The organism is Serratia sp. JUb9 (genome assembly GCF_014298095.1).
GTDB lineage: Bacteria > Pseudomonadota > Gammaproteobacteria > Enterobacterales > Enterobacteriaceae > Serratia_B > Serratia_B rhizosphaerae.
In genome coordinates, this window is record NZ_CP060416.1 from 2,991,586 (window position 1) to 3,008,700 (window position 17,115).

Here is a 17,115-nt window from a genome sequence, read left to right on the forward strand (position 1 = left end):
ATGACCGAACACGTAAAAAGTTACTATGCGGCCAGCGCCAACCCGCATCAGCCCTATCCGCAGCTGAATGAATCCATCGAGTGCGACGTCTGCATCGTCGGCGGCGGCTATACCGGCCTCTCATCGGCGCTGTTTCTGGTGGAGGCCGGCTACGACGTGGTGGTGCTGGAATCGGCGCGCATCGGCTTTGGCGCCAGCGGCCGCAACGGCGGCCAACTGGTCAACTCCTACAGCCGCGATATCGACGTGATTGAACAGCGCTACGGCGCCGACAACGCCCGCCTGCTGGGCAGCATGATGTTTGAAGGGGCGGAGATTATCCGCAGCCGCATCAAACGCTACGCCATCGAGTGCGATTACCGTCCCGGCGGGATTTTCGCCGCGCTGAACAACAAGCAGTACCACATGCTGATCGAGCAGAAAGGCCACTGGGAGCGTTACGGCAATACCCAGCTGGAGCTGCTGGACGCCGACCGCATCCGCCAGGAGGTGGCCAGCGATCGCTACGTCGGCGCGCTGCTCGACCACAGCGGCGGGCATATTCATCCGCTGAATCTGGCGCTGGGGGAAGCGGAAGCCATCCGCCTGCAAGGCGGGCGGATCTTTGAGCAGTCGGCGGTCACCAATATCCGCCACGGCGATCCGGCACTGGTCAGCACCGCCCACGGCCAGGTCAGCGCCCGCTATGTAATCGTCGCCGGCAACGCCTACCTCGGCGATAAGCTGGAGCCGCGGCTGGCCAAGCGCAGCATGCCCTGCGGCACCCAGGTGGTCACCACCGAGCCGCTGGCGCCGGAGGTGGCCCAGTCGCTGATCCCGCAAAATTACTGCGTGGAGGACTGTAACTACCTGCTGGATTATTACCGTATTACTGCCGATCACCGGTTGCTGTACGGCGGCGGCGTGGTCTACGGCGCGCGCGACCCGGACGATATCGACAACCTGATCCGCCCCAAACTGCTGAAAACCTTCCCGCAGCTCAAAGGCGTACGCATCGACTATCGCTGGACCGGCAACTTCCTGCTGACGCTGTCGCGCATGCCGCAGTTTGGCCGTCTGGAGAATAATGTGTATTACATGCAGGGCTACAGCGGCCACGGCGTGACCTGTACCCATCTGGCGGGCAAGCTGATCGCCGAGCTGCTGCGCGGCGATGCGGAACGGTTCGACGCCTTCGCCAAGCTGCCGCACCTGCCGTTCTTCGGCGGCCGCAACCTGCAAATTCCGTTTACCGCCATCGGCGCGGCTTACTACACGCTGCGCGATCGGATCGGCGTTTAAAAGAAACAGGCCCGGCAAGCCGGGCCGTTATTACACTTCAGACAATTTTCGGCTGACCGTCGGAAGCCGTCGCCCCGCCGTCGACCGGAATATTGGCGCCGTTGATAAAACTGGCGTCCTCACTGGCGAGAAACGCCATCACCGCCGCCACTTCTTCCGGCTCCGCCGCGCGTCCCAGCGCAATCCGCTCATTAAACTTATCGCGGATTTCCTGCGGCCAGCCGTTGGTCATATTGGTTTTCACCAGGCTTGGGCAAACGGCATTCACCCGCACGCCTTCGCCGCCATGATCCAGCGCCATGGCGCGCGTCAGATTAACCACCGCGCCCTTCGCCGCGCAGTAGTAAGCCGCGCCCCAGTCGCCGCCCAGGCCGGAGACCGATGCGGTATTCACAATGCAGCCTTTGCTTTTCAGCAAATACGGCAGCGCGAATTTAGAGCAGAACACCACGCCGTCGATATCCACCCCGGCGATGCGCCGCCAGTCGGCGACGCTGGTTTCCAGCACGCTGCCGGCCACATGCACCCCGGCATTGTTCAGCAGTACGTCGATATGGCCGAAGCGCGCGGCGATCTCATTCATCATGGTTTCTACCGCCTCGGCGTCGGAGACATCGATATGCACCGCATGGGCCTTACCGGCCGGCAGCGAGGCCGCCACCGCATCCACCGCATCAATGGCCCAGTCCGCCAGCACTACCGTGGCCCCTTCTGCGGCAAAACGGCGCGCTGCCGCTTCCCCCATACCATTCCCCGCCCCGGTAATGATCACCACTTTATTGTCAAAGCGCATAACACCTCCTCCGTGTGAATTAACTTCGCATTAATCATAAAAATTAATAATCATTCACAGGGTAATTCCGCACATCACGACGGGAAAGACAAAATGTGCGATTTTATAACCCAAAAGAGGTAATAAAGATTTTCTATGATCTCGCTAAACAAAACCGCTTATTTGGCCGCTATCGTCTTGATATTATTATCCCTGGATGAAATTAAAAGCAGGCGTTTAATTGCTTATAGGAATAAATGGCATCACCGCCGGCGCTTCCCTGGCGGCGGCGATGGCAATCAGTTATCGATAGGGATCACTAATACGTCTATCTGCAGCGTATTGATCGCCTGGCGCGTCGCGGAAAATAGACGGCTCCAGAGATCGTGGTGGTGGCCAAAAATAATCAGATCAAATCCCTTGGCCTGCGCCGCATTGTTTAACTCCTCGCTTAATTCGCCGCGGCCGATGATCACTTCTGCAATAGGATGCGGCGTCTGATTTCTGAACGACTCCAGAATGCTCGCCGCCCGCTCAGAGAATTTTTGATCGGTATAATTGTAAGCGCCGATCCCCAGCTCCGCGTAGTAGCCGGTGTGATGGATGTCGATGTAGATCAGAGAGAGCTTGGCGCGCAACGCGCTGGCCAATTCGGCGCCTTTTTGCAGCAACTGCGTCGCGTTTTCTCCCAGATCCGTCGCTACCACAATATGTTGATATGCCATGATTGCTTGCCCTCCGTATTACCCTGACAAACAGCTGCGGACCTCCGCGTTCAGCATGCCATGCCGATACATTAAGTGTAGGCCAGCCCTACCCGGCATTCCTGTTTTATCCGCGCAGGGAAAATACACGGATAAAAACTAGCGCTGGTTTTATAATAATTTAATTATTAACACCGGATGTTATTATCACACACTAAATTATATAACTTATTTCGCGACATAAATTAGCCATTGCGTTTTTGCTCACGATCAAGAAACAGCCCAAAGAAATCACATAAGATTATTCTTATTGAAATACCGATACGTTTTCCAGGAGAGCACATGAGATGAGTCAGGTGATTTATCGCATTGAAGGGAGCATTATCTTTAGTCCGGAAGATACAGGACTTTACCGACATAACCAGGCTGATAGCATTGTTGCCATTTCCAGCGCCGCAGCCAGACTGTTTACCTTACTGATCAAAAATAAAGGACATATCGTCGAGCGGGAGACCATTCTGGAAAAAGTCTGGGATGAATACGGTCTGCAGGCCAGTAATAATAATCTCAATCAATGCTTGAGTATATTGCGTCGCATTATCAAAAATATGGGCATCGATAAAAATATTATTGAAACCATTCCCAAAGTAGGACTGAGGATCTCTCACGTCATCCAGATAGAAGAAATTAATCTACACCCGCCGGTGCCGCCGGTGCCTGGCGATCCGCCCACGCCCGACAAACGCAGCAGGAAAAAAATCAAAAAAAAACTGTTTTACTCCGCGCTACTCGTTGGTTTACTGCTGATGTTTTCTCTCTTTTTTAATATTTTTCATTTATATAACAGCTACCAGAGCAGGCCGGCATCGCTTTCATTATTGAATTCCACACGGGGACAGGCCGCGCTGTGCGCCGTCCCGCCAGCGGAGACACCGCGGCTGTCGACGGTATCTCTTCGCACACCCCACTAGCTTCCCCGGCCCGGCATATGCCGGGCCATCCGCAGGCAATCTGCCAGACCGCCCGTTACTCTATTCCTGCACCAACCTCATTCACCTAATGACCTATATAAATTCATCATAGTGATGCATTTATGCATCAATTAAAATATTGAAACTCATGTCTCAAAAAACCTATACTTTCTGAAGGTAATCTAATTACCTTTTCCCTGGTGTTGTTGTATTTTTGCCCTTCTATTTGAAGGGCTTTTTTCTTTTCTGGCACTGATACCCCTCCCCGAACAATTTCTGCGCAGCAGCGCCCGCCCAGCGTTACTACTACCCGACGTCATTCATCATCCCCCGGCCATTTGCCAGCGAGCAATCTTTGCACGCTCTGCTATCCTCAGTGTTGGGCCTACAATCACAAGGAGCGAATATGTTTGGTAAAGCTGAAGATAAAGCAAAAGAAGTTGCCGGTGCTGCGCAAGAAGCGTTTGGTGAAGCCACGGGTTCACCGGAGCATGAGATAAAAGGTGCGGCCCGTAAATATGCCTCGCAGGCCAGTTATGCGGTCCGCGACGGCGCCGATGTCGTCAGACACCGGGTGGAATCAAACCCGCTGGCCGGCGTGGCGGTGGCCGCTGCCGTCGGCGTCGTTTTTGGCTACCTGCTTGGGCGCAAATAACAACGACGACATCTAATAACAAGGCCTGCGGGCCTTTTTTATCGGAGGTGGGCAATGGAATCACTGGACTATCTGGCATATTTACCGGTCGCCATCGCGCTTAACCTGGTGGCGATTGTCGCCGTCGCCGGCATTTCCCTGTGGAAAATCTGGCGCAGAAAACTCCGCGCCTGACCACGCCTGCATCGCTGCCGTTTCCCCCGTTATTGCGCCATAACGCCACCGCTGCTGCGACCGTCGATGTCACTGCGGCTGGCGTTTAATGCCGCGCCATATCTGCATCGTTCATCCTCGTTTACAGTTTCCGCCCCCCTTCGCTGCCCAGCCCGGATCCGTAACATCGGCGCAAAATTGATATCGCCGCAGGGTCGTCTACAATTTAATCGGAATTCCTCCCTATAACGTCAGTATTAATTCATATTAGAGGTGATTATGTTACCTGGACACGAGAATGTAGTAAGTATGACTAGCCTAAGCCGTCAAGCTACGCAGCAATTAATGCCGTCGTTTTCTGATTTACCCCATACCCAGCATGCGGATGGTAAATACCGCTTACGCCGCTACTCTGTCATAACCTTCCGTAATAATCAGGTTGAGGATATCGGGCAACGTAACTTCGTACAGTCGGATGAATTCAACCACTTTCAGGGCAACGTAGTCCGCCACTTCGAGCCGATTGACAGCGCCGTATTGCAAAGCGAAGGCATGGCGGAGATGTGTGCCCTGTTTGCAGACGTTAACGGCCTGCCCGACGGCGCAAAAATAGAGATCCATCAGATGCGCGTGGTGGCGATTTACAATGAGACCCCGGTGGCGCCGGAAGGGATCCATCAGGACGGCTTCGAGCATATCGCCATGGCCTCCATCAACCGGCACAATATTGTCGGCGGTGAAGTTATGCTGTACGACGATAATCGCAGCATGCCGTTCTTTAGGCGCGTACTGGCGGACAGTGAAACCGTGCTGTTGGCGGACAATAAGCTCTGGCATTACTTCGCGCCGATCACCGCCGTGGCGCCGGGAGAAGAAGGACATCTGGATCTGCTGATTCTGACCGCACGGAGAGAGCACGCATGACGTTTACCCCCGAGCGAGCGCGCGCGCAGTTCGGCGCGCTGTCGCAGCACTATCAGGATAAGCCGGCGATCTTTTTCGATGGCCCCGGCGGTTCCCAGGTTTCCCACAGCGTACTGGAAAAAATGACCGGCTACCTCGGCAGCTATAACGCCAACCTGGGCGGACACTACTTTTCCAGCCAGATGACGGAACAGGTGATGCATAACGCGCGCGCATCGGTACGCGCGCTACTAAACGCCCCCTCGCCCGATAATATCGTCTTCGGCATGAATATGACGTCGCTGACCTTCCACCTTAGCCGCATCATCAGCCGCGACTGGCAGCCCGGCGATGAGATTATCGTCACTGCGCTGGATCACTACGCCAACGTCTCCAGCTGGCAGCAGGCGGCGGAGGATAAACAGGCTATCGTTCATCATATTCCGCTGCGCCCTGAGGACTGTACGCTGGACACCGAGCGCCTGTGCGCGCAGATCAACGACAAAACCCGGCTGGTGGCGGTAACGCACGCATCCAACGTGACCGGCAGCGTGGTGGATATCCGGGCCATTACCGCCGCCGCGCAGCGGGTCGGCGCACAGGTCTACGTTGATGCCGTGCACTATGCGCCGCATAACCTGATCGACGTACAGGCGCTGGGCTGCGACTTCCTGGTCTGCTCCGCCTATAAGTTTTTCGGCCCGCATATCGGTATGGCCTATATTGCCCCGCAGTGGTTACAACGCCTGCGCCCGTATAAAGTGGAGCCAGCAACCGATATCGGCCCGGGACGCTTTGAAACCGGCACCCAGAGCTTTGAGGGACTGGCCGGCGTCACAGCGGCCATTGACTATCTGGCACAGTGGGGCACGCCGGGCGCACCGTTAAGGCAGCGTCTGCAAGAGAGTTTCGCCGCTTACCACCAACATGAAGAAGATCTGTGCCGCTATTTTCTGCAGCGCTTACGACAGCTGGAAGGCGCTCGGCTTTACGGCTACCCCGAACCAGACAGCACGCGCCGCACGCCGACCTTTGCCTTAACCTTTAAGGACTTCTCGCCGGAGCAGATCGCCATGTTGTTAGGCCGGCATAATATCTGCGCCGGCAGCGGGCATTTTTACGCGCAGGGACTGATACGGCAGCTCAACCTGCAAGAGCATGGCGGCGTGTTGCGCATCGGCATGATGCATTACAACACCCGCCAGGAGATCGACCGCCTGTTCGAGGTGCTGGAGGATGCGCTGGCCGAGGCGGACAGCCCGGCAGCCGTGGATGGGCGTTAATCCCCTTTCGCCACGCGATAATGACCAATAAATAACGGGAACCCTAGGGTTCCCGTTATTTATCTGACCGGCAGAAATAGCAGAGGCTCGCTTCATGTCTATGCCTGGTTAGCGTTCCCATTAAACCAGGCGATCAACTTTCCTGCTATCCGGAATAGATTAAGAAAACCAAAAAAAACAATCACCGACAGGAAAACATCAACCAGCGAGTTGTGTTCTCCCATAATTGTCAGCGAGGAGAATGAAACACACAGTATGGTTAACGGCAAGCTGAGCACAGCGGATGTTCTGTTTAACACTTCCATATTTCATTCAATCCCATAGCAAACCAGCGTTTTCAATAAAAATATTTTATACCACCAATAAGGCTGCTGTGAATAAAGATGGTCAGTGAAATATCGAAGCGCGGGGCGTTTTCTAAGCTGCCTGTACGGCAGTGAACTACCAGGGGAGTTCCCTTGACAATCTTAATCATTTCTAAGCCGCCTGTACGGCAGTGAACTCTTTGCCTTCTGATTCCCTGCTACTTTTGATTTTCTAAGCTGCCTGTACGGCAGTGAACGAAGGGTGTGCGGAACTATGCGCAGGCGTACTTTTCTAAGCTGCCTGTACGGCAGTGAACCGGCACGCCATCGACTTTAGTGATCCCCCACTTTTCTAAGCTGCCTGTACGGCAGTGAACGATTGAGCATCTACCTGACGCCATCTGAGATATTTCTAAGCTGCCTGTACGGCAGTGAACGCCTGCTGCTGTTTGAGCCGGTTTAGTTCTGCTTTCTAAGCTGCCTGTACGGCAGTGAACCTGTTAATCACGTAGATGGACGGCGCGCCGGTTTTCTAAGCTGCCTGTACGGCAGTGAACGCTCATTGTCTCGAGCATCCCGCCCTTCCATCTTTCTAAGCTGCCTGTACGGCAGTGAACTGCCGGGCACGCGGGCGGTATGTGTGGGTGAATTTCTAAGCTGCCTGTACGGCAGTGAACTTGAGTTCTGTTGCACACCGGTACTCCTTCAGTTTCTAAGCTGCCTGTACGGCAGTGAACTGTTAGAGTTTAAGCTCAGCAGCTTAATAATTAAAGCCTTTTCCCCCTTTCTGCCGCCGATACCTTTTTTTTTCACCTGCCAATCCGAGCATTAAATATCAATGGGTTACAAACAGAGTAAAAAAAAGGGTTCTAAGCCAGCCATACATTACCGTGCACTGCGGCCGCATCTTGCCCTCTGGCGCACCGCCATGCTGCCGCGTTGAAAGCCCGAGAACTATCGCCTGTGTTCTGCGGCATTTTTCTCCGCCCCGCCCGCTATTTATTGTCACCCACACTTGTAAATTTCTGTAAGCGTGGCATTATCCCCGCGCTTTATATTGATTGATTAATTAAAAAGGAATTGAAAATAATGAAAAAATTACTCGCCGCCGTAGTGCTTGCCATGACGGTTACCGGCTGTGCACAGCAAACGTTCACCATGAAACACGAGACTGTCGCTGTACCTAAGCAGACGACCACTCACCACTTCTTTGTCTCCGGCATTGGCCAGAAGAAAGCCATTGATGCAGCTGCGGTATGCGGCGGCGCAGACAAAGTGGTACGCACCGAAGTGCAGCAAACCTTCCCGAATATCCTGCTGGGCATTGTGACCTTCGGCATCTATACCCCACGCGAAGCCCGTATTTATTGCGCTCAATAAAACGCGGCGGCAAATTAACAACAGCCCGCTCTAAGCGGGCTGTCATTCTCAGTAGCAAATAATCCCTACCTCACCGTTTACCAAACTCCGCCTTGGCTTTGGCCAACGCATCGGTAAAACCTTGATTACTGTGCAGCGCAGCCACCACTGCCGCGCCCATCAAACGTCCGTTATCTACATCGCTTTGCCAATGAGCGCCGCACACCACGCGGCTCTGACCAAAGTCATAACCCCGCTTCAGTATCTCGGTTTCGCGAGCCGGATTGATCTCCGCCAGCACCAGCGCCGTCGCCCAGCCGAATGAGGCGTGTCCGGAAGGATAGGACCCCGTTTTCGCCATCGATTTATCCTTCTCCGGCGTACAGGTGCTGTCCTTGTACACCACAAAAGGCCGCACGCGCATATAGTGATCCTTGGCGGCTCTCATCGCATAGTCGTGGCTGTCCTGCAGGACGCCCTGAAGCAGCGCATAGAGAGCCGGCGTTTTCTCTTGCGAAATCTCTTCGCCAAAGGCGGCGGAAAAAGCGGCAGAGATATTTTTATAGTCTGCATCGCTGGCCGCCAACGCCTGACGCTGCGCATCTTTTAGCGTCTTGCCCGTCTCATAGGCGGCCTTATCGTTTAAAAACGCCGTGGTATTCTCCGCCGGCGGCGGCGGTAATATCTGCAGGCTGTCAGGTGCGGTTTCAGGCGTTAAAAACCCATGACTTTCCGCAGCAAATGCGCCGGAGGCGGAGAACAACAGAGCAGCCATTGAGCATACGGCAACGCGTTTTTTAAAATGTAATTGCATCGTTTTATCCTTTTTAACAAGTCCCGCTGCAAACGTTAGGGGTACGCCAGCGCTGGCGCTTAACAAAATATGCTATTAGCACTTACAGCAAGACATTGTTACTTAACAGATAAATATTGATATAACCATTTACAGAGTGCAGGCAGATGGCATGAAAAATCCTATTGCCAGACGCATACAGTATTTCCCCGTAGCCACACCGGCCAAGAAAATCAGTGCCAGAATAAAAATAAGGAATATCGTGAAGAGTCAAACGGGTATATTTATGATGGGTTGCACAGTTTTCCCCGGAAGGGATTATTCACAAAAGTGACCATAACGCTTAATTTACCAAAACACTACCGCATCAGAATGACAACAGAGACCAGGCCGGTAACTTCCAAGGCTGATCCTTGCCTTAGAAGAAGGTTAATAATTGTCACAGTATCAGCCAGAATATTTATCAGCTTACGGACTTACGCCTATAAACCGAAATCAGCGCCCATAACAAGGCAAATATCGTTGAGTACAAAGCAGCAAAATCCAGCCAGGTGTTGAAACCGTAGGTAATAATATTAAAAATTATCTTTTTAAAATGAAAATAATCTTCATGACGGAAAACGGTATGTGATGCAATTACCCATACAATAAACAGCCATAAAAATGCAAATGCGTATGCCAGATTTGCCGTGCCCCACCCGATTATAAATTTGTAAAAAGCCAATTTTTTCATGCAGTAACAATCCACTTTGTATACTTTTGCAACCAAAACAGGCTTGCTGTTATTCACGCATCCATGGAGTCACATTCCTATATCCACATTGGAGTCCGGCGCTCGCTATTAGTTCATTGATATGCACCGACTTTGCCTTCATTTAGGGATGGTTGAGGATCCGGTAGGCTGCCAACGTTAATCAGCAGTACCTACAGGGTAAAAGGTTTTAGCTAAAGTGCTTACGGATCATAGCCTAACCGTGCTTGCGTCAGCCAACTGCAGCGCCGTTTCGATCCCCCTCATATTAAGCTTTTTGATATACGCCAGCCGATGCCCCAGGCTTCAGAAACAGGTACCAACCTAAGCAGCCTGCGCTGCCGTTCTTGATATGACAAGTCTACAACCCACCGGTTTTTCTCATTCCTTCGCAACATAATTGGCAGGCTTTGCAAACGTCTTCGAGTGAGTAATGTCAACGTCAACAGTTAAACCGGTATCGCAAAGTACCCTCACTCGCACCAGGCGCATACCGCTCAGATCGAGAAAACTTTCGTCAATTGAGTAAAGATCAACACATGGTGCCATCTCTTCTAAAACAGCCTTCACTCGTATCAACATATTTGCATTTATGCGGTATAGAAAATCAAACAAAAACGGCTCCAAAGAGCCGTTCGTAAGGGCATTAGATTTCAGACAATCCTGACCTACGGTGTTACTTTTTTGCCTCAGCTAGCACCTGCATGCGCAAAGCACATAAATCCACGCGGAGATCACGTCATTTAGGTTTATCGATCAACCCAAGTAACCGAAGATCGTTTACAATTTCTTTTTTATCGTCTTCAGTTACATTCTTAAGCATTTCGTATAAGTCATTTTTGGATAAAATTTTTAAAATTATATCCTTGTGAAATTTTTCTGTTATATCACTACATCTACCAGCCATAAAGATAAGAGTAACTAGCTCGAGCATGAGGCACTCTATTGGTTCAACAAACGATCCTTCTAATGATTCATACGCAAATGCCTGATCAGAGGTATCACAAATCGAATGATTACCACCAGAATTCAGCAAATTAAGAATATTCCTACAATAGGCATAGCTTGAATAGGCAAAGCTGCTCCTTATTTCATCATAACTCATCACATTCATTGTTATTTACCTCTTCCCGGAATCAAACGCACACCATTATTGTCTAGAACGTCAACTTTCACCCCTGGATACCTACTCTCGAACTGTTTAACAACGCCCAAGCAACTTTCACAAGCAGGTTTTTCGGTGAAAATAGTAACTGAGCCTTTTGCAGAATAGTTTGTACCTAATCTATCGGCTAAGTTATCCAATATTTTATATTCAGAGTCTATATTCCTTGTCACATATCTGCCATCATCAGTGAGTACAGTCTCATATTTGAAATTTTCTTTTCCCATTCCAACAAAGCCTTTACCTTCAATCTCTATGAGATTGTGACTTGCAAGTGTCTTTGGCATTCCAGATATTTCAATGCTAGCCACTGCAACGTTGCCACTGCGTTTCGGGGCTGATGGCAAACCTGCCCTCAGTTCTGTGACCTTATTTTTGAACGTAGCAGCCTGCTGGATGGTCTTCTCATTGACCAAATAGCCTTTCCAGGAGTTGGTTGGCCCTACCAGCTTGGATGACAGATACTGGTTGCCAACGCTCACTTTACCCATACCGGCAAACGTACTGGCGATAGAAACTGCCATCACAGAGGCGTTCACCCAGTTCGGCGACCATCCGGTCAACTTGCTGATTTGCTCTATCTGTTGGTTTCTTGCAAACAGCTGGCCATCGGTTATCTGGTCACCCAAATCATACGTGAATAACTTTTCACTGTCATAGCCAGCAAATGCCGGATAATTACCAAAGCGCTGACGCTCTTTTTGTACCCAGTAGTTGGCGATAAGTCCATCTTCGTCCCGCGTTGACGGGTATTTTTTCATCAGCTCTTCAAACTGCTTACGTTCTTCTGAGTTTAACGCCTCCTGCGTTGTACAAGCCACTTTTCGACATGACGCTGCCATCAGGCGTGCTTCTTTTTCCTTGTCACCTTTCGCCAATTTTTTGATAGCATTGAGTTCTTCCTGATGCAGTTGGCGATTGAAGCGCTCAACAAACTCCCCCGCGTTTGCACCACTGTTGGCTCCCGAGGCTTTAGCGGTAGCTATAGCACCTGCGAAGGCGCCCGCGACTCGGCTGATTTGAGCCTGTCGCTCCTGCCATCCCTCGCTTTTCACCAGGTTGTCATTGATTATCAACCCAGCCAGCTCAGCAGCCAATGCGCCGGCTGCGGCACCTTTGGCATTACCCTTACCGATTTCCGCGCTGATGCCCGCCAGAACCGCATGACTCACGGCCCGACCCGGCACCCCCAGTATCTCCCCGTTATTTCCTATCAGGTTGGCGCCCTCAGCCTGCACCTGGTTGCCAATGTTGGCCAACAATGCGTTGGTGAGATTATCTTTGAAACTACCGCCATTGATGGTTGTATTCAGGCTGGAGCTGATGACCGATTGCCCGGCCACACGCTGCGCCACCTTGCTCCAGTCCTGGTTGCTCAGCTGTGGCAGCTTGACATTGTTTGGGCTGAGTGGTTTGCCCGCCGCATCCTTGCTCCAGCCCATCGCGCTGTCAAAACCGTTGAGCGCGCCACCAACCGCCATCGCCGCGGCAGTCGCCTTCACGTTTTCGTTGCTGCCCAACGCCTGCAGGGTTTTCGACAGATTCCCCTGGTTCTCGACCAGTGCCACCGCCGCCTGGGAGGCCAGTGAAGACATCCCCGCAGTGACGGCTCCACTGGTGACGGCTCCCCCGCCCACAGCCCCGGCAACATTACTTGCAGCCATGGCGGTGAGTGAACTGCCCGCCGTCACTGCTGCCGCCGCAATAGCGATCACCGCGGCCACTGCTGGATTCAGATTCTGACTCCGGTAATCCCAGCTGTCGTAGGCATCCTTGACGGTGTTCCACTGCACGTCATTACGTTTGTTCAGGTCTTTGACCCAAGTGGTGCCTGGCGTGTTACCCAAGGCATCGATAGCACTTTGTAGCACCAGGCCGTTTTTCACCTTAATGTCAGCATTGACGCCTTTAGCGGCATCGACCGTCAACGCACCGCCTGTATAAATACTCGGCAGCACCCACTTATTGTCTTCGTAGCCCTTGTTGGCCTGCTTGATAAAGAAGCCTTTCGAATTGGTGACTGTCTGTTCGAAACTGGTGTTCTTTACGGCTTTAAAGTTGACCTGGCCGTGGGTACTGGTCAGGCGGGCATTCCTGCCAGCCTCAATCCTGCTCGCTTCATAGGTGCTGTCGTCACGGCTCATCAGAGTGATATTGCCGGGAGCAATAAACTCGGTGACCTTATTGGTCACGTCATGGCGGGTTTGCTTGACCTCGGTTTTTTTACCCCACCATTTGCGTTTGGTTTCCGTTTTCTCGTAGTGGCTGGACTCTTCCATCGCCTGGGCATAAAGATAGCCGCCTTTGGCGGCTATATCCATGGAGCCAGTGCGGACTGCCAACTCCCTGTTCCGAGCATCTTCCTGTTCTTTACGTTGCCTTTCCGCATCATACTGGCGTTGTCTTTCTGCCCGAGCCACGTTCAGTTGATTTTCGGCATCATTTTTTTCTTTTGTCGGCTGCGCGATCTGCTGTTGGGCTTGGTCGAATGCGTGTTGAGCTACATTCAGCGCATTTTGAGCGTTATTGACCGCGTTCTGCCGGTCTATCAAGCGCTGACGAATTTTGTCATATTCCTCAATGGTCGATTCTCTTATCGCGTTACCGACTTTGGCACCGTCTTGAGTCGGTGCAGAGACATCTCCCCATTGAAGAACATTATTGACAAACGCTCGGCCCCCTTCTTGCAATAGCCGGTCAAGGTGTGCCTGGTTATCAATCAGTGCCGAAGCATTATAATGCGCGCCCCCTCCGCTGTAGCCCGGTACTGAAACAAATCGGGACGACGACGAGGTGATAGGGTGTTCGCTAATATTGAACAGCGATAAGGTATCAGGGTGCTGGCGTGCACTGCCCAGCTCGTACCGACGATCATTCAACTGACCTTCGGCCTGAGTCCGAGCATTCATCGCTTGGTCAAATCGTTGTCTGGCCTCCTGAACCAGACGTTCAGCCGTTGAAAATGCAGCATCTACCCCTGAAAGGTCTGCAGGTGTATTCACCTGTCCGGATAGCCCTTTCGACAACAGTTTAGTCGCCTGGAACAGGATGCTGCCGTTGGCGATAGCCGTCAGCAGACCGCCGGCACTCAGTTCGGTGCCCTGCTGAGTGCGTGTTTCAGTGAACTCTTTGCCACTTTCGCGATAGCTGTGGTTCTGTACCGCCTCAAAACGCATGTCGCCACCGGAGGTCAGGGTCATATTACCGCCGGAGTTGAGTTTGGCGCCGTAAGTCAGCAGTTGGTTGTTGGCCGCCGCCGTCAGATTTTTACCGGCGCTGAGTGTCGTCACCACATGACGATCGTCTTTGTTATTGTCATTGGCCGCATCTATGGCGGAGTAAGCCACGTTTGACAACCACAGGTTTTTCCCAGCCAGCAGCGTGATGTTATCGTTAGCTGACAGCGAGCCTCTCTGAGTCCCGATATCTCGGGCCGAGTTAATCAGCAGATTGCCGCCGGCATGTAACTCGCTACCTAGCTCTGGGGTGCGCGAGGCTACAAACGGATGACCGTAATTGCTGTCCAGCGCGCGGTAGTTGAGGTCAACATTGTCTCCGGCCAGTAGCGTCACGTCCTTGCCGGCACTGATGTTGGCGCCGCGCAGTGCAAGATAACCACCGCTGTTGAGCAATATTGAACCGGAGGCATTCATGGCTCCGGTCTGGAGCAAGTTGTTGAAGTAGTGCAATCGCTTATCTGCCGACAGTTTTTCTCCAGGGCGATTGTGCGTCAAGATAGCGTCATTCTTGATGATGGAGATGCTGCCAGGAGCCACCATGCTGATATTGCGGCTTTGCGGTGCCAGCAGCGTATTGAGCAGCGTAATGGTGCTGCCTGCCGTTAGTGTCAGGTCACGCGAGGCCTCCAGGCTACCCAGCCAGCGCACCCCGTCTGGATGGTAATAGTTGGGTTTCTCACTAGTCTGGACCTTTATCTCTCCGATACGAGCGGTGAGCGTAACATCTTGTCCCTTCAGTTCGCTTTGCCATGCATCAATGGCATTGCCGGCGGTTAAATCCAGTGCGTCGCCAGCAGACAAGATCCCTTGGTCAAGTACGATGCGGTCTTCCGCAAGAACAGTGATATTGCCGCTGGCGTTAATGGTATCGGTATTTATGATATTGGCAGCGTGCAACACCACGTTTTGCGCCTTAATGGCTTCCGGTCGTCCGGTCGTTTTCACTTCCGTGAGTCCGTTTTCGGAAGGCGTCGGGGTTTTGATTTCTATCTTGTTTTTGAAATCTGCAACCAGGTTATTTCCGGCACTCAAACTGGCACGGGGTAAGGGGGATAGAGTAGGTTGCCAGACCTGAACGTTATCACCTCGAGTGAAGTAATTCGTTAACCGCAGCTCTTGTGTGATTAACGGATTGAAGGTGGTTTTCCCATGTTCCCTATTGGCTTTTTCATCAGGGATATAACGGATGTAATTCAGCAGTGTTCCGGTGGACACCTGTTCATTAGTGAAATCCTGCCCCGTCAGGATAAGGTCTGATTTGGCGCTCAGTAGGCTGCTATGGTTATATATGTCATCACCATAAATATAGAGATGCCGGCCGGATGTGATTTCTGCCGGCGCCGACCTTTTCCCTGTATCGAACAAGGTCTGTTGGTCGTTGATCAAAACCCCCTGCTCAATATTGCTGAAATCCGCTTTTCCAAACCATCTCTCCGGTAAGGGCGATGTCAATTCCGCGGTGATGATCACGGGATAGTCGCCACTTTCTGCCATGACGTTAGCCACCTGCATGTTTTTATCTGTAGATGTCGGCGTCAGCTTGGTTTTGTTAACAATTTCAGCGTTCCTAACATTATTCACCTGCTCAGCGCGTATTACCACATCGCCGCTGTTGGTTTGAATGCGCGCGGAGCGGTTTTCTATCTGTTTGGATTTATTGCCCTGTGCATCTTTCTGGATCCACAGATTATTGTTGCTGTGTAACGCCGTATTGCCTCCGTCACGTAATTCAATATTGCGTACTGTGTCTGCAAACACCCGCATATCGCGATGTGCAGTCACATTGCCGTTGTTATTGAGCGTATCGGTAGCCAGCGTCACGTCGCGTTCGCCACGAACCTTAACGCCGGAGTTAATATGAATGTCTCTGGCGCTGACGTTCAAGTCCGTCTGGGCATGCGTTTGACCCAGTTCAATACGCCCATTGGTAGTCAACGTGATATCGTGTTGTGTGCTATTGATATTATTAAGGTTGACGCCCACCCCGTCTTCAGTGGCCACCAGACGGATTTTGTTGGCGTACATGCCGCCCAATGCCTTGGTGTCGACCGCCAGTTGCGGTTTGGCTCCGTCACCGGCAATCGGTGTAACCGTGCCGTCTTTAAAACTGATGCGGTTGGTGCCCTGAGTCAGCGACAGGTTTTTGGCGTTGATTTTGCCGTTCAGCTCGGTGGCGCGACTGAGGATATCGACATAGTCGGCTCTCGTGCCGTCCAGTCCTTTACCTCCGATGGTGACGCCCCCTTTTTTCACCTCCAGCACATCCAGAGCACCCTGTTTGTCGAACTGCGGTTTACCGGTGGTCAATGTGACGCCCGGCGCGTTGATAAAACCGCAACCGTCGCAGGTGATGCCGTTAGGGTTGGCAATCATCACGTTGGCCTTGTTGCCGAACACCTCGAGCTTCCCCTGCAGCTCGGAGCGGCTACCGCCGATGACCTCGTTGATGATGAGCTCCACTGGCTTGCCTTTCAGGTTGGGATTACCGTTAACGATATTGACCCCCAACCGCGTCTTGCCGCCCTGTGAGGCATTGTTCAACACTGCGCCCGGTGCGCCGACGTTGAAATCCTTGTAGGTGTTGTGCGAAATGCCCGCACCGTTTGGCGTGGCAATATTCACCACCGGTACGTTACCGGGTTTGACAACCACCTGGGTGTTGCCATTGGCGGCATTGATACCGGCGGCGAACGCCGGATGCAGTGGTGTGAACGCCGTGGTGTAAATCAGCAGGTAGCTGGCGCCGCGCGCAAGCCGGGAGTTCATTTTGTCCATATCAGT

General features: G+C 52.3%; 12 protein-coding genes and 1 CRISPR repeat array. Of the genes, 6 read left to right on the forward strand and 6 right to left on the reverse strand.

The window, feature by feature from the left end; translation table 11 throughout:
* Complete coding sequence (locus tag HF675_RS14210; RefSeq protein WP_187043269.1) at positions 1-1,281, forward strand: FAD-binding oxidoreductase; 1,281 nt, start codon at positions 1-3, stop codon at positions 1,279-1,281.
* 37 nt (positions 1,282-1,318) lie between these two features.
* Here HF675_RS14210 and HF675_RS14215 read toward each other — a convergent pair whose 3' ends face one another.
* Positions 1,319-2,074 (reverse strand): SDR family NAD(P)-dependent oxidoreductase, encoded by a 756-nt coding sequence (locus tag HF675_RS14215; RefSeq protein WP_105230783.1) that lies wholly within the window; start codon positions 2,072-2,074, stop codon positions 1,319-1,321.
* Positions 2,075-2,352: 278 nt separating this feature from the next.
* Positions 2,353-2,778: a universal stress protein gene (locus HF675_RS14220; RefSeq protein ID WP_105230782.1), complete on the reverse strand. Its 426-nt coding sequence runs from the start codon at positions 2,776-2,778 to the stop codon at positions 2,353-2,355.
* Between the two features lie 326 nt (positions 2,779-3,104).
* Between HF675_RS14220 and HF675_RS14225 the strand changes: the two genes are divergently transcribed.
* The 5 genes from HF675_RS14225 (at position 3,105) to HF675_RS14245 (ending at position 8,407) form a co-directional block, all read left to right on the forward strand.
* Positions 3,105-3,728, forward strand: coding sequence for a winged helix-turn-helix domain-containing protein (locus HF675_RS14225; RefSeq protein ID WP_187043270.1), 624 nt, complete (start codon positions 3,105-3,107; stop codon positions 3,726-3,728).
* A 406-nt stretch (positions 3,729-4,134) separates the two neighbouring features.
* On the forward strand, positions 4,135-4,383 hold the full coding sequence (locus HF675_RS14230) for a CsbD family protein (protein ID WP_105230780.1): 249 nt from the start codon (positions 4,135-4,137) through the stop codon (positions 4,381-4,383).
* Positions 4,384-4,881: 498 nt separating this feature from the next.
* Complete coding sequence (locus HF675_RS14235; protein WP_232251658.1) at positions 4,882-5,460, forward strand: 2OG-Fe dioxygenase family protein; 579 nt, start codon at positions 4,882-4,884, stop codon at positions 5,458-5,460.
* The gene (locus tag HF675_RS14240) at positions 5,457-6,722 is read left to right on the forward strand and encodes a cysteine desulfurase-like protein (RefSeq protein ID WP_105230778.1); all 1,266 of its coding nucleotides are present in this window, start codon (positions 5,457-5,459) and stop codon (positions 6,720-6,722) included. The genes HF675_RS14235 and HF675_RS14240 overlap by 4 nt, the downstream gene beginning before the upstream one ends.
* A 414-nt stretch (positions 6,723-7,136) precedes the next feature.
* Positions 7,137-7,764: a CRISPR direct-repeat array (repeat unit 28 nt; unit sequence TTTCTAAGCTGCCTGTACGGCAGTGAAC).
* 352 nt (positions 7,765-8,116) lie between these two features.
* Positions 8,117-8,407 carry a Bor family protein gene (locus HF675_RS14245; protein WP_105230775.1) on the forward strand — a complete coding sequence of 97 codons (291 nt, stop codon included), beginning with the start codon at positions 8,117-8,119 and terminating at the stop codon, positions 8,405-8,407.
* A gap of 70 nt (positions 8,408-8,477) precedes the next feature.
* Here HF675_RS14245 and HF675_RS14250 read toward each other — a convergent pair whose 3' ends face one another.
* The 4 genes from HF675_RS14250 to HF675_RS14265 all read right to left on the reverse strand — a co-directional run bounded on the left by HF675_RS14250 (position 8,478) and on the right by HF675_RS14265 (position 17,109).
* Positions 8,478-9,200 (reverse strand): phosphatase PAP2 family protein, encoded by a 723-nt coding sequence (locus HF675_RS14250; protein ID WP_187043271.1) that lies wholly within the window; start codon positions 9,198-9,200, stop codon positions 8,478-8,480.
* A 442-nt stretch (positions 9,201-9,642) separates the two neighbouring features.
* Positions 9,643-9,969, reverse strand: a complete 327-nt coding sequence (locus HF675_RS14255) for a hypothetical protein (RefSeq protein ID WP_187043272.1) — start codon at positions 9,967-9,969, stop codon at positions 9,643-9,645.
* A gap of 700 nt (positions 9,970-10,669) precedes the next feature.
* Positions 10,670-11,035, reverse strand: coding sequence for an Imm2 family immunity protein (gene imm2, locus HF675_RS14260; RefSeq protein WP_187043273.1), 366 nt, complete (start codon positions 11,033-11,035; stop codon positions 10,670-10,672).
* An 11-nt stretch (positions 11,036-11,046) separates the two neighbouring features.
* A complete protein-coding gene (locus tag HF675_RS14265; protein WP_187043274.1) occupies positions 11,047-17,109 on the reverse strand; it encodes a DUF637 domain-containing protein in 6,063 nt (2,020 codons plus the stop codon).
* Between the last annotated feature and the right edge of the window lie 6 nt (positions 17,110-17,115).